The following is a 13456-nucleotide window of genomic DNA, read 5'->3' on the forward strand; positions in this document are numbered from 1 at the left end:
TTTGAAGCTAATGCAAGAGCGGCTGCCGGAGGAATGATTCTCCGGCAGCCGCTCTTGCATTATTCTCCAGCTACTGTTAAGCGCTCTAATAACACATCAGCAGCCTCGTTGCTTGGCACAACATAATTTACCACTGACCAGCTGTAATTCAGTCTAAACTGATCATTGTCTGCATTGTACAACACCTTCCTTTTGTAATCATGCAGTGGCTCCAGCCCCAATTGTTTGCGTCTTTTATCTATCTGTATCAGGTCATCCTCACTCATGTTCTCCACCAGGAGGCTCTGTATCTTTTTGTGGTTCTTGTCTTTTTTGCATTTTGTACAAATAATCTTTGCAAAAGCCTTCGAGCCGTACACGGTCTTCCCTGCCTGCTGGTCCAGTAAATAGGCCACGGCCTGCGGGGCTATACGTCCCTCTTTCACCGCGTTTGCCAGTATACCTTTAAAGTTATAGCCGTTGCGGGCTGCCGTCTGCCGCTGAATCACAATGCTGAAGCGGGGCAGCTCTTCTAGGGTGTCTGCTACTCCAATCAGTGTCTCTCCCGGGTACCCATAGTCGTTGATCCAGTTCAGGAGGTTTGTTACATTGTCTATCTCAATCTGGCGGATGGTGTCGCCATGCACACGCAGGCCTCCTTTTGCCTGCCGAAAGTACTGGTCGCGGGCATAAAGCTCATCCAGGTCCGCACGCAGGTCAAGATTTGCAGCCTGTTCATATCTCTTTCGCCGCTTAGGGTATTTCTTCTCAAACTTTTTCCACCTGGATGTTGTCCGCAACGTATCGAACACTTGCTGACGCTCCAGGTAAGGCAAACTCACTCCTTTGGCTACTAATTGCTCCAGGAAGTTAAAGGCCTGCTTCTCATCATCAAGCTTTACAGCAACCACGGCCGCATTGTAGTAATCGCGGGCGAAGGGTGCGGGCACAGAAGCAAAAGCCTGCTTATAGGCCGTCAGTGCTTCTTTATAATTTCCTTCTACAATACTTAATTCCGCTACGTTAATCACCGGGTGGTACACCTGTACATAATCCGGCACATCTTCACTTTTCTGCCCTCCGGAGGAGGCGCATGCCTGCAGGCAAAGCACCAGCAATAAAAAAAGGGCTGTCCGATAAAAATGAGTGGGTAGCAACAGTAGTTTTGTTTGGGGTGTACTCGGAAACATAAAGCTTGAAGTCAGTTAAGGGAACCAAAAGTATAACGTACAAATTTTCTATATCGCACACTATCCTGAAACAGTTCCTGTATCAGTAAATTACATTATCAAATATAATAACGAAAGACTTTTTTGGCTAATTCTGTGTTCCGGGGTTCAGAGGGCTGTAAAAGAGGAGGAAAAGCCTCAACTTTGCAGCAACCTTCCTAGTACACGAAGCAACGGCTGTTGTACTGGCCCCACCCATTACGCTTGAATCTTATGCATACCATAGAACCATTTTATAACTGGCTAGACAAATACTCTGCTGCCGAAGATCCGCGCTCACCGCTGTTCGGTGCCGAAAACAGCCTCACACATTATACCAACACTATTTACGGATACTACATCCATCCGCAATGGGATGACATAGAATCTGAGACGCTCTTCCTGAAGATACTGTATGCCGATTACGACTTAGGCTTTGCCATCATCGAGTTTATCGGGGAATGGAATGATGCGCTCCACAACGACATCATGCAGTTAAAGCGCAACATCATCGACCCGCTCATAAACGAGGGCATCCACCGGTTCATCATTATAGGAGAGAATGTGTTTAACTTTCATGGTTCCGACGACTCGTATTATGAGGAGTGGTTTGAGGACATTGAAGATGGCTGGATTGCGGCGCTCGGATTCCAGGAATTTGTAATGAGCGAGATGAGAAACTATAACCTAGACTACTACATTAACTATGGAGGCACACTGGATGATATACCATGGCGCACCTTTACACCCAAGCGCTTGTATACCCTGGTAAACGGTATGATTCAGAAAAGGCTGGGACCTTGAGTTGCCACCGCCTGGAAAAACAAAGGGGCATGCACTACTGCATGCCCCTTTGTTTTGATGTATTCTCTATCTACTAATGGTTTTCAACTCTCTATCTACTAATGGTTTTCAACTTCATTCTCTACTCTCTCGGCACCCTCTTCAACTTCGTCTCCTACTTCTTCCGCGCCCTCTTCGATGTTCTCTCCTACTTCCTCAGTTCGCTCTTCTGTTCTGTTTTCTGAAGTAGACTCACAGGAAGCAAAGGTAAATAAACCAGCTGCCAGCAGCATAAAAATTGGCTTTTTCATATTGATACATTTTTAAATTGATTTCACATGTAATACTTACTTTTAAGCAATAGGTTCTGCATTATCTTCACCTATTCAATAACAGCAGAAGTATCATACTCTTCCTCCGCCAATTCTTCCATTTTGTCGGCTCTTTCCTCAGCCCTGTCTTCCATTTCCTCTACTCTTTCATCTCTGTCCTGCACTCCCTCTTCAGAGGGTGAGCTACAGGAACTGAAGCCAAGAGCACCGGCCATGGCAAATGCAACTACTATCTTTTTCATAAGCATTGATATTCATGAATCTGTTTCAGGTGCTGCTTATGCAGCACAAATCACCTGTTGTACGAGTGACATGCCAACGAATACGTCATTATTTAGATATAGTTTATAAAATATACTAAAACCGAAAAGGCACCTCCTCAGGGTGCCTTTTCGGTTTTATGGCTAAGCATCAGTATGAGCACAAGATAAGAGGTGCAAGTCAGGGGGTATATCGCTAACTCTGTAACAAGGCATACAAGTGAACCGCCATGTGTTAAAAAGCAAAAAGGCGCAGACATATTATGTCTGCGCCTCCAGTTTCTCCAGTCCTGCCAGAATTACTTCTTCCGGAATACTAAGTTGATAGGAACACCTTCAAACCCGAAGTGCTTGCGGATGCTGTTCTCCAGGTAGCGCTTGTACGGGTCTTTGATGTACTGCGGTAAGTTACAGAAGAACGCAAACGTAGGATTATGCGTCGGCAGTTGTGTGACGTACTTAATCTTCACAAACTTGCCTTTGATGGCTGGCGGCGAGTTGCGCTCGATATCCGGCAGCAGCAGGTCGTTGAGCTTAGACGTAGGTACTTTCTGCGTCTTGTTCTCATATACCTCCATCGCCTTCTCCACCGCCTTCAGGATACGCTGCTTCGTAACCACCGAAGTAAAGATGACCGGAATATACTTGATAGGCGCGATGCGCTTCAGTATCTCCTCCTCAAACTCCTTTGTAGTGTTTGTTTCTTTTTCTACCAGGTCCCACTTGTTCACCAGTATCACAATGCCTTTGCGGTTCTTCTCGGCCAGCGTAATAATATTCACGTCCTGCGACTCAATACCTCGCGTGGCATCCAGCATTACGATACACACATCTGCATCCTCTAAGGCACGCACGGAGCGCATCACAGAGTAAAACTCAATGTCTTCGCTTACTTTGCTCTTGCGGCGCAGACCGGCAGTGTCTACAATGATAAACTCTCTGCCAAAGGCATTGTAGCGCGAATGGATGGCATCGCGGGTAGTGCCGGCCTGGTCGGTAACAATGTTCCTGTCCTCACCCAGCAGCAGGTTCACAAATGAAGACTTACCTACGTTCGGGCGGCCTAATACGGCCAGCTTTGGAATACCGGCATCCGGATCCTCTACGCCTTCGTCTTCAAAATGCTTCACCACCACGTCCAGCAGGTCGCCGGTGCCGGAGCCGTTCTGTGACGATATCGGGTAAATCTCCTCGCCTACTCCTAATGAATAGAACTCGCTCATCTGGTGGGCACGGGCAGTAGTGTCTGCTTTGTTGGCTACAATGTAGATGGGCTTGTCGGTGCGGCGCAACACGTTGGCGAACTCCTCATCCAGGCTGGTCAGGCCAGCATCTACATCCACCATAAACAGGATAACGTCGGCCTCTTTAATGGCCAGCTCCACCTGCTTGTTTATCTCTTCTTCAAAAATGTCTTCAGAGCCATGTACATAGCCTCCGGTATCGATTACGGTAAAATACTTGCCCGTCCACTCGCCGTGGCCGTAGCTTCTGTCTCTTGTAACACCGCTCTCATTGTCCATAATAGCTTTGCGCTGGCCAATCAGGCGGTTAAAAAGGGTAGACTTGCCCACGTTGGGGCGGCCTACAATTGCAATGATGTTTGATGACATCGAAATAAAAATAAAATAGTTAAAGTGCCCCCGGAGCACCGTGCCCCGAAGCTTTATGCTGTGCGCCTACTTACTCGCTGTAGCCGAAGCGCCGAAGCAGCTTTTGGTCGGTTCGCCAGTTTTCGTTCACGCGCACATACAAATCAAGGAAAATCTTTTTCTGGAAAAACTGCTCCATGTCGATGCGGGCCTGTGTGCCCACTTTCTTCAGTGCCTCGCCTTTGTTGCCGATCACAATGCCTTTCTGGCTGCGGCGCTCCACACTGATTTCGGCCCGGATGCGGATAATGTCCTCTTCCTCTTTGAACTCCTCTACCACTACCTCGCAGCTGTAGGGGATTTCTTTTTTATAGTTGAGGAAAATTTTCTCCCGGATCATCTCCGACACAAAGAAACGCTCCGGCTTGTCCGTCAGTTCATCTTTCGGAAAATAAGCCGGGTGTTCCGGAAGGTAATGCAGCAGGCGTGAGAACAGATGCTCCAACCCAAACCCATGCAATGCCGAAATAGGAAGTATCTCTGTTGGCTGCATCTTCTCCTGCCAGTAAGCCACCTTATCGTTTACCTCTTCTTCCGTAGACTGGTCAATCTTGTTGATGAGGAGCAGGATAGGCACCTCCGCATGCTGCAGGCGCTTGATGACATCGTCCTCGTCGTGCTTCTCATAAATGTCCGTTACAAACAGGATGACATCGGCATCTTCGAGCGAGGTACGCACGAAACTCATCATAGACTCATGCAGGGCATACTGCGGTTTTATGATTCCAGGAGTGTCGGAATACACAATCTGGAAATCATCGCCGTTCAGAATACCCATAATACGGTGCCGCGTGGTTTGCGCTTTAGACGTGATGATAGAGAGTTTCTCCCCCACCAACGCGTTCATCAACGTAGATTTGCCCACGTTCGGCTTGCCCACGATACTTACAAAACCAGCTTTATGTGATGTTTCGGCCATACGCTAAAATTTGAGGTTGCAAAAGTACTTCTTTTTTACGAGACGGCGGCGCAAAGTATAAATAATTGTGAATGAAGAAGAACCACGACCTTGCAGCGTGCACAATTCCTGCTCTGTCTAACACCGTTCAGCAGGGGCTGCGCACGCTGCAAGGGATTGGCAGGCTTGGAAAGTTTAAGTAATTCCAATCCTTTGAAAACATTTCCGGAACCTGCTGCTTTTACTCTCTGAACACCCCTCTATGTCCCATAGAAGCTTTAGATAAAAACAAAAGGATTATACTTCGTATCTTTGTATTTGAAAAGCATTGAAGATAAATGAGTAAGAAAGCCACTGGTAAAATAGGCGTTCTGCTGGTGAACCTTGGTACACCGGACAGTCCTAGCACTCCTGATGTAAGAAAATACCTGCGTGAGTTCCTGCTGGACAAACGCGTGATTGATATAAATCCCGTTGCGCGTTATGCCCTGATCAATGGCATCATTGCCCCGTTCAGAGCGCCAAAGTCAGCAAAGGTTTACAAGGAACTCTGGACGGAAAGGGGCTCTCCCCTGCTTTACCATGGCCGGGACCTCCAGCAAAAGCTGCAGGCTTCTCTCGGAGATCGCTATCATGTGGCCTTCGGGATGCGCTACCAAAGCCCTAGCATTAATTCAGCGCTAGAAGAACTGCGCGAGCAAAGCGTAGATCGCATTATCGTGTTGCCGCTGTTCCCGCAGTATGCCTCTGCCTCTACAGGCTCTGTGCAGGACAAGATTATGGAAATTGTAAAGGACTGGTGGGTTATCCCAAACATCAGCTTTATTTCCAGCTTCTGCGACGACTCGGGCTTTATTAAGTCTTTTGCTGAACTAGGTAAGCGACACATGGCCCAAGACAACTACGACTTTGTAGTGTTCAGCTACCACGGTGTGCCGGAGCGGCATGTACTGAAGGGCAGCGACAAGGGCTACTGCCAGTTGGGTGCCTGCTGCAATACCTATAACAAGCGGAACAAGTACTGCTACCGCGCCTCCTGCTATGCTACCTCCAGGTTGCTGGCAGCTGAACTGGGTCTGCGTGAGGACCAATACATGGTGGCATTCCAATCGCGCCTGGGCAAAGACCCGTGGCTGACGCCTTACACCGATTTTATACTGAAAGATCTCCCTGCCAAAGGTATCAAGAAAGTGCTGGCTTATAGCCCCGCCTTCGTAGCAGACTGCCTGGAGACAACCATAGAAGTCGGCGAAGAATTCAGGGAGATGTTCCTGGAAGCCGGCGGTGAGAAATGGCAGCTGGTAGAAAGTCTGAACTCCGAACCCATGTGGGTAGAGGCTGTAAAGGAAATGGTGCTGCAGCATTAAAATGATCTGGAGTCTGGAGATTTGAAGACAATTTCTGCAGGAAATAAAAAGAAGGGCCGCTGCGTACTTGCAGCGGCCCTTCTTTTTTATGGTCATTCACACATCCTGCAAATCCTGATCTAGATACGCTTAAAATCTACCTGATCGTCTGAGACAGCATTCGCGTAACTTGTAATCCTCCGGAGCAAGATCTCCGCATCTGCCTCTACTATCAGGCTGTCGCGGTAAACTTCTTTGATGAAGCCTTCTGTTACGCCGTGGTCAACCATCTCCATAAACTTATTGAAGTAGCCATTCACGTTGTAAAAGGCAACAGGCTTACGGATGATGCCTAGCTGGTTCCATGTGATAATCTCGTTTACTTCGTCCAATGTACCGAAGCCACCTGGCATGGCTATAAAAGCATCTGAACGGGCTGCCATCAAAGCTTTTCGCTCGTGCATGGTCTGCACCACGTGTAGCTCCGACAAACCAGCATGCGCGACTTCCCTGTCCACAAGGCTCTGCGGTATCACGCCGATGGCCTGTCCACCGCCCGCCAACACAGCATCGGCGATAGTTCCCATCAGGCCTACTTTACCACCTCCGAACACCAAGGCTATGTTTTGCGCTGCCATCATACTTCCTAAGGTGGCAGCTGCCTTTTGGTATACCTCTCCCTGCCCATGATTCGCTCCGCAGAAAACACCTATACTTTTCATCTGTCTTTTTACTTTTGATTTTGAAACAAAGAAAGGCTCCGGTATTTCTGCCAAAGCCTTTTTATGGATTGCAACAGCCTGTGCTATTAAGCCGGAGTCTTCCTGTACATCTTAGCCAGTGTCTCGGCGGCGTAATCAATTTCTTCCGGCGTGTTAAACTTGCTAAAGGAGAAGCGGACAGAGCCACGCTCCGGATCACAGTCCAGGGCACGCAGCACATGAGACCCGGTATTGGCTCCACTACTGCAGGCACTGCCCCCGGAAACGGAGATTTTGTTGATATCCAAGCTAAAAAGTAGCATCTCGTTGATGTCAGAAGCAGGCAAACTTACGTTCAGCACTGTATACAGGCTTTTATCTCCAAACTCTGACATGCCGTTGAAGCTCACATCCTTCACCTGCTCTTTCAGCTTGTAAATCATCCTGTCCTTCAGGCCTTGTATGTGGCGTTGGTGTTCCTCCATATCGCGGCAGGCAATCTCTAAGGCTTTCGCCAGGCCAATGATGCCGTACACGTTCTCAGTACCACCCCGCATGTTGCGCTCCTGCGCCCCACCCTGAATGAGCGGCTGAATCTTCACACCGGCATCCACATATAAGAACCCTACCCCTTTTGGGCCATGGAACTTGTGTGCCGACCCCACAATAAAGTTAGCGCCCAAGGTCTGCAGGTCGTGCTTGTAGTGGCCCATTGTCTGCACGGTATCAGAATGAAAGATGGCATTGTACCTTTTGCAGATACGCCCTATTTCTTCCACATTGTTCAGGTTGCCAATTTCGTTGTTAGCGTGCATCACCGATACCAGCGTCTGCGGCTGACTAACCAATAATGCCTCCAGATGCTCCAGGTCCAGGTTACCGCGCTCATCGTGGCGCAGGTAGCTTACCAGCACTCCCTCCTTCTCCAGCAACTCCATGGTGTGCAGCACGGCGTGGTGTTCCAGCCTTGTGGAAACAGCATGCTTGATGCCCAGCGAGCGAACTGTGCTGAGGATGGCCATATTATCGGCCTCCGTGCCCCCTGAAGTAAAGAAAATCTCCGCGGGAGAAGTATTCAGCAAAGTGGCCACTGTTCTTCGTGCTTTCTCGATAGCCGACCTCACCTCACGCCCGTGCGAGTGGATAGAAGACGGGTTGCCAAAATGCTCCAGCATGTAAGGAGCCATAGCATCAAAAACCTCTTTGTCCAGTGGAGTGGTGGCTGCATTATCTAAATAAACACGCATAGAGATAAGTTAAAGAATTCTGAATCTGTTCTTTCTGAACTGTTTTAGCATAAAAAAAAGTTGCGCCAGCAGAAGGAATCACCTGTCTCCGCTGGCGCAAATTTGATTCTTATGCTTTATAAAGAGGACTACAACACATGCGCCTATGCTTTCTCAGATATAATCTCTTTGATATCTGCAATAATTTTATTCGCCAGGTGCTCTGCTGTCGCGTTGCTGTCTGACTCTGCATAGATACGGATGATAGGCTCGGTATTTGATTTGCGCAGGTGCACCCACTCCTTTCCAAACTCTATTTTCACGCCGTCAATGGTGTTGACAGGTTGTTTGGCATAACGCTCCTGCATCTGGCGCAGTACTTTATCCACATCCACTTCCGGCGTCAGTTCAATCTTATTTTTGGAGATGTAGTAGTTCGGGTATGAAGCACGCAGGCGCGTCATGCTACTGCCTGACTTAGCTAAATGCGACAGGAACAATGCAATCCCAACGAGGGCATCGCGGCCATAGTGCAGCTCAGGGTAGATGATACCGCCGTTGCCTTCGCCACCAATGATAGCATTTTGCTCCTTCATCATGTTCACGACGTTTACTTCTCCCACGGCAGCGGCATAGTATGTGCCACCGGCTTTTTCTGTAACATCACGCAGTGCACGGGTAGAGGACAGGTTAGACACAGTATTGCCCTTCTGGTTTTTGAGCACGTAATCAGCTACAGCCACCAGCGTGTACTCCTCTCCAAACATGCTGCCGTCTTCGTTTATAAGCGCAAGGCGGTCTACATCCGGGTCTACTACAATACCCAGGTCAAACTTACCCTTTTCAATTATCTTGGAAATCTCCCGAAGGTTTTCTGGCAGCGGCTCCGGGTTATGGGCAAAATTTCCGTCCGGCTCGCAGAACAGCTTCTCTATTTTCTTTAAGCCTAAGGCTTCCAGCAACATGGGCACCGCAAAGCCCCCACTTGAGTTCACGGCATCAACTACCACGCTAAAGTTCTTGGCTTTTATGGCTTCCACATCTACCAGTGGCAACTCCAGAATAGCTTTAATGTGCTTCTTGAGAGCGGTGTCGGTTTGCTTGTACTTGCCCAGGTCATTTACCTGTGCAAAGTTAAACGACTCCTTTTCTGCAATCTCCAACACCAGTTTACCCTCCTCATCAGAGATAAATTCCCCTTTCTGGTTTAGCAGCTTCAGCGCATTCCACTGTTTGGGGTTATGGCTGGCTGTGAGTATAATGCCACCGCCTGCTTTTTTAGCCGGCACCATCATTTCTACAGTAGGTGTCGTGGAAAGCCCTACGTCTACTACATCAATACCAAGCCCCTGCAGGGTAGCACAAACCAGCTTGTTCACCATATCGCCGGAGAGGCGGGCGTCCCGACCAACTATAATTTTGCTTATGCCGTTGGTTTGAAGCACCCATGTACCGAAAGCGGCAGCGAATTTTACGATGTCAACAGGCGTAAGTCCTTCACCTGCCTGCCCCCCTATCGTTCCACGTATTCCTGAAATTGATTTTATTAAAGCCACTTGTCCAATAATTTTTTCGTAGGCAAAAGTAGTAATTAACTTATACTTTCAGAATTTTTCGTCAGCATATACGCTGACAACCTGCCTCCCGTGGCTGTTCAGGCTGCTTGCCATTGTTTTTATTATATTTGCCTTTATGGATAAGATGAATTTTGACGATAGCCCACGAGGCAGACAATTGCAGGCCTTTAACCGCCTGCTCGATGTGATGGATGATCTGCGTGAAAAATGCCCCTGGGACAAAAAACAAACACTTGAAAGCCTTCGACACCTCACTATAGAAGAAACCTACGAACTTTCAGACGCCATTCTGAGAGCCGACATGCAGGAAATAAAGAAAGAGTTGGGCGACGTGATGCTGCACATGGTTTTTTATGCGAAAATTGCTTCTGAACACAATGCCTTCGATATAGCTGACGTTCTGAACGCACAATGTGACAAACTCATTTTCAGGCATCCGCACATCTACGGCGACACCAAAGCCGACACAGAAGAGGAAGTAAAGCAAAACTGGGAAAAACTCAAGCTAAAAGAAGGGAACAAATCCGTGCTAGGTGGCGTACCCTCCTCGTTGCCTGCACTAGTAAAGGCGATGCGTATTCAGGAGAAAGCACGCGGCGCTGGTTTTGACTGGGATGATAAGTCGCAGGTGTGGGAGAAGGTGCAGGAGGAACTAAATGAGTTCGAAGAGGAGTTCAATGTAGCAGACACCGCTACAATCGACCAAGAAAAAGCAAACGCCGAATTCGGAGACTTGCTGTTCTCGCTCATAAACTTTGCCCGCTTTGCCGGCATTAACCCTGAAGAAGCATTAGAGCGCACAAACCTGAAGTTCATAGACCGGTTCCGGTTCATGGAGACAGAAGCAGCCAAAGATGGGAAAAGGCTTCAGGACATGACCCTGACGGAGATGGATTTTTACTGGAACAAAGCAAAAACACGTTAGGCATGCATACTATTTATCGAAAACATTTAGTATGTTTAACCCACTTTTTTCAATAAAAAGGCTATCAATCAAAACAATTTTGCTTAAGTTAGTTGCTGCACATGCAACCATTTTCTAGCAAAGCGTTGTTACTCTAAAGCATAACCACCCCATTAACAGCGAGTTATGCTTTAAAAGGACAGTTGATTTGTGCTGCCCCGCGGTATTAATCAGCAGCATAAACAAAAGATAAGTTGCTTTATTTTATTGATGTTTATACTTTAATGATTTAAAGCCGGGTTTATTTTTTTCTGATAGAAGAGAGGTTAAGATTAGGAATTTCAAATGAGAAAAGCTTAAATTAGGGTGCTGAAGAGGCAGAACCTGATACTTTTTACAAATAATAAGCGCTCTGATAGTTTGAAAAATTGAGAAAAAGCAGAAATTGCGAATTCAATAAAGAACTAAAAGCAAAAGAATTACATTTCACATTACACAAACAATTAATTACAACACAAACAGCTAAACTTTAAACTTTTAAAAAAATGGAAAAAAAGACTGCAGTAGCGAGCAAGAATGCTAACGTTGAGAAAAAAGCAAGTCCGGTAGGTGGCATTTTCGCAACAATTGTTATTCCGCTATCTATTATAGTATGTGTGCTTATCTATATGTTTGTATTAGGTAACCCTGCTAACTTCGAAGGTGGTGACCCTGAAAGCCATCCACTTCCAGGCAATTATTTAGGTATTGTTTACAAAGGTGGCTGGGTAGTACCTATCCTGATGTCACTAGTACTGATGGTATTCATTTTCGCTATTGAGCGTGCCCTTACAATCAGCAAAGCAAAAGGTAACAAGAGTGTAGCTGGTTTCGTGAGAACTATTTCTGCTAAGCTTAACCAGCGTGATATCAATGGCGCTATTGCTGCCTGCGACGCACAAAAAGGTTCTGTAGCAAACGTAGTAAAGTCAGGTCTGTTGAAGTATAAAGAAATGCTGAACGAGCCTGAATTGCTGAAAGCTGAGAAAATCGCTGCTATTCAGAAAGAAATTGAGGAGTCTACTTCACTGGAACTTCCAATGCTTGAGAAAAACCTGGTGATCATCTCTACAATCGCCTCTATCTCTACACTGGTTGGTTTGATTGGTACAGTACTTGGTATGATTAAAGCGTTCGCGGCCCTTGCACAAGGTGGTGCACCAGATGCGGTAGGTCTTGCAAACGGTATCTCTGAGGCCTTGATTAACACAGCACTTGGTATTACAGGTTCTGCCCTTGCAATCGTTGCTTATAACTACTTTACAAGCAAAATCGATGAGCTTACTTATAGCATTGATGAAGCCGGTTTCAGCATCATCTCTACGTTTGCAGCTCAGCATGACACAGCTCCTGTGAAAACACAAACTGTATAGTTAAACAGTATCAAAAAATAAAATATGCCTAAAGTAAAAGTAAAAAGAACGAAACCCTCATTGGACATGACGCCAATGGTGGACTTAGCCTTCTTGCTGGTTACTTTCTTTATGCTAACAACAAAGTTTGCTCCTGAGGAGTCGGTGGTTGTAGATACTCCTTCTTCTGTTTCGGAAATCAAACTGCCTGAAACTAACGTAATTACATTAACGATTGGTAGTAACAACCGTGTGTTTTTCGGAGTTGATGGTCAGCAAACAAAGGAAGTACTCCTGGATAAGATGGCAGGTAAATACGGTATCGGTTTCACAGAAGAAGAGAAAAGAACTTTCTCCCTGTTAACCAACTTCGGTGTACCGATTAACCAGTTGAAGTCTTATTTAGCCATGGAGCCTAATGCACGTAAAAACGTAGAGCAAACAGGTATTCCAATTGACTCAACTAATAATGAGCTTGGTGACTGGGTGTTACAGACACGACTTACTAACCCGAAGGTGGTAATTGCCATCAAAGGAGATGTAGACTCTGAGTATGCAACAGTTCAGCGAGTTATTGATATCCTGCAAGACAAAAAGGTGAACAGGTTTAACCTGATTACTGATATGGAAGCAAGACCAAATAACTTATAATTAGAAAGGAGATAAGAAATGGCAGAAATACAAGAAAAAGCTGACTCCGGTAAAGGAGGTAAGAAAAGAGCCAAAAAAATGTCCGTTCATTTGGATATGACACCAATGGTGGACCTTGCCTTCCTTCTACTTACTTTCTTCATGCTTACAACAACCTTCAGCAAACCGCAGACCATGGAAATTAACATGCCTGTGGAACCGGATAACCCGGAAGAGCAGATTGCACTGAAGGCTAGTAACGCTTTGACCATCATATTGGGTGAGAACGATGAAGTATATTATTACTTCGGTCTTGCAGCAGATAATCCAACAGTAGAACGTTCTGATTATTCTGCAAACGGCATCAGAAAAGTGTTAGTGTCGCCTCGGGTGAAGTCTAACGAAAAGATGACTGTGATGATTAAACCAATGGAAACATCACGCTACAAAAACGTGGTAGATGTGCTGGATGAGTTAAAGATTACAGATACTAGAAAGTTTGCACTGGTTGAAATAGCAGATTCAGACAAAGAATTATTAGCTCAACAAAATATTATACAACAATAAGA

The 13456-nt window shown here is 46.5% G+C and carries 14 protein-coding genes; 6 read left to right on the forward strand and 8 right to left on the reverse strand.

Features of this window, described 5'->3' with window-relative positions:
• Window positions 1-59: 59 nt before the first annotated feature.
• Window positions 60-1169: a tetratricopeptide repeat protein gene (locus ACYVB1_RS10910; protein ID WP_460923608.1), complete on the reverse strand. Its 1110-nt coding sequence runs from the start codon at window positions 1167-1169 to the stop codon at window positions 60-62.
• Window positions 1170-1421: 252 nt separating this feature from the next.
• Here ACYVB1_RS10910 and ACYVB1_RS10915 point away from each other — a divergent pair, with 252 nt between their 5' ends.
• Window positions 1422-1991 carry a hypothetical protein gene (locus ACYVB1_RS10915; protein ID WP_460923609.1) on the forward strand — a complete coding sequence of 190 codons (570 nt, stop codon included), beginning with the start codon at window positions 1422-1424 and terminating at the stop codon, window positions 1989-1991.
• A 98-nt stretch (window positions 1992-2089) separates the two neighbouring features.
• Here ACYVB1_RS10915 and ACYVB1_RS10920 read toward each other — a convergent pair whose 3' ends face one another.
• From ACYVB1_RS10920 to era, 4 genes are all read right to left on the reverse strand, one after another.
• Window positions 2090-2281 carry a hypothetical protein gene (locus ACYVB1_RS10920; protein WP_460923610.1) on the reverse strand — a complete coding sequence of 64 codons (192 nt, stop codon included), beginning with the start codon at window positions 2279-2281 and terminating at the stop codon, window positions 2090-2092.
• 71 nt (window positions 2282-2352) lie between these two features.
• Entirely contained in the window at window positions 2353-2544 is a 192-nt protein-coding gene (locus ACYVB1_RS10925; protein WP_460923611.1) for a hypothetical protein, read from the reverse strand.
• Window positions 2545-2861: 317 nt separating this feature from the next.
• On the reverse strand, window positions 2862-4175 hold the full coding sequence (gene der, locus ACYVB1_RS10930) for a ribosome biogenesis GTPase Der (RefSeq protein WP_460923612.1): 1314 nt from the start codon (window positions 4173-4175) through the stop codon (window positions 2862-2864).
• Window positions 4176-4245: 70 nt separating this feature from the next.
• On the reverse strand, window positions 4246-5133 hold the full coding sequence (era, locus tag ACYVB1_RS10935) for a GTPase Era (RefSeq protein WP_460923613.1): 888 nt from the start codon (window positions 5131-5133) through the stop codon (window positions 4246-4248).
• Between the two features lie 317 nt (window positions 5134-5450).
• On the opposite strand from era, the gene hemH reads away from it, so the two are divergent.
• Entirely contained in the window at window positions 5451-6479 is a 1029-nt protein-coding gene (hemH, locus tag ACYVB1_RS10940) for a ferrochelatase (RefSeq protein ID WP_460923614.1), read from the forward strand.
• A gap of 119 nt (window positions 6480-6598) precedes the next feature.
• Here the strand turns inward: hemH and ACYVB1_RS10945 are convergent, their stop codons facing one another.
• The 3 genes from ACYVB1_RS10945 to glmM form a co-directional block, all read right to left on the reverse strand.
• Window positions 6599-7180 carry an LOG family protein gene (locus tag ACYVB1_RS10945; RefSeq protein WP_460923615.1) on the reverse strand — a complete coding sequence of 194 codons (582 nt, stop codon included), beginning with the start codon at window positions 7178-7180 and terminating at the stop codon, window positions 6599-6601.
• Between the two features lie 86 nt (window positions 7181-7266).
• Entirely contained in the window at window positions 7267-8406 is a 1140-nt protein-coding gene (locus ACYVB1_RS10950; protein ID WP_460923616.1) for a cysteine desulfurase family protein, read from the reverse strand.
• A 143-nt stretch (window positions 8407-8549) separates the two neighbouring features.
• Window positions 8550-9941: a phosphoglucosamine mutase gene (gene glmM, locus ACYVB1_RS10955; RefSeq protein WP_460923617.1), complete on the reverse strand. Its 1392-nt coding sequence runs from the start codon at window positions 9939-9941 to the stop codon at window positions 8550-8552.
• Between the two features lie 136 nt (window positions 9942-10077).
• Here glmM and mazG point away from each other — a divergent pair, with 136 nt between their 5' ends.
• The 4 genes from mazG to ACYVB1_RS10975 all read left to right on the forward strand — a co-directional run bounded on the left by mazG (window position 10078) and on the right by ACYVB1_RS10975 (window position 13454).
• Window positions 10078-10887, forward strand: a complete 810-nt coding sequence (gene mazG, locus ACYVB1_RS10960) for a nucleoside triphosphate pyrophosphohydrolase (RefSeq protein ID WP_460923618.1) — start codon at window positions 10078-10080, stop codon at window positions 10885-10887.
• Between the two features lie 524 nt (window positions 10888-11411).
• Entirely contained in the window at window positions 11412-12278 is an 867-nt protein-coding gene (locus ACYVB1_RS10965; RefSeq protein ID WP_460923619.1) for a MotA/TolQ/ExbB proton channel family protein, read from the forward strand.
• Window positions 12279-12302: 24 nt separating this feature from the next.
• Window positions 12303-12908, forward strand: a complete 606-nt coding sequence (locus ACYVB1_RS10970; protein ID WP_460923620.1) for an ExbD/TolR family protein — start codon at window positions 12303-12305, stop codon at window positions 12906-12908.
• An 18-nt stretch (window positions 12909-12926) separates the two neighbouring features.
• A complete protein-coding gene (locus ACYVB1_RS10975) occupies window positions 12927-13454 on the forward strand; it encodes an ExbD/TolR family protein (protein ID WP_460923621.1) in 528 nt (175 codons plus the stop codon).
• Window positions 13455-13456 lie beyond the last annotated feature (2 nt).

This window comes from Pontibacter brevis, assembly GCF_054779655.1.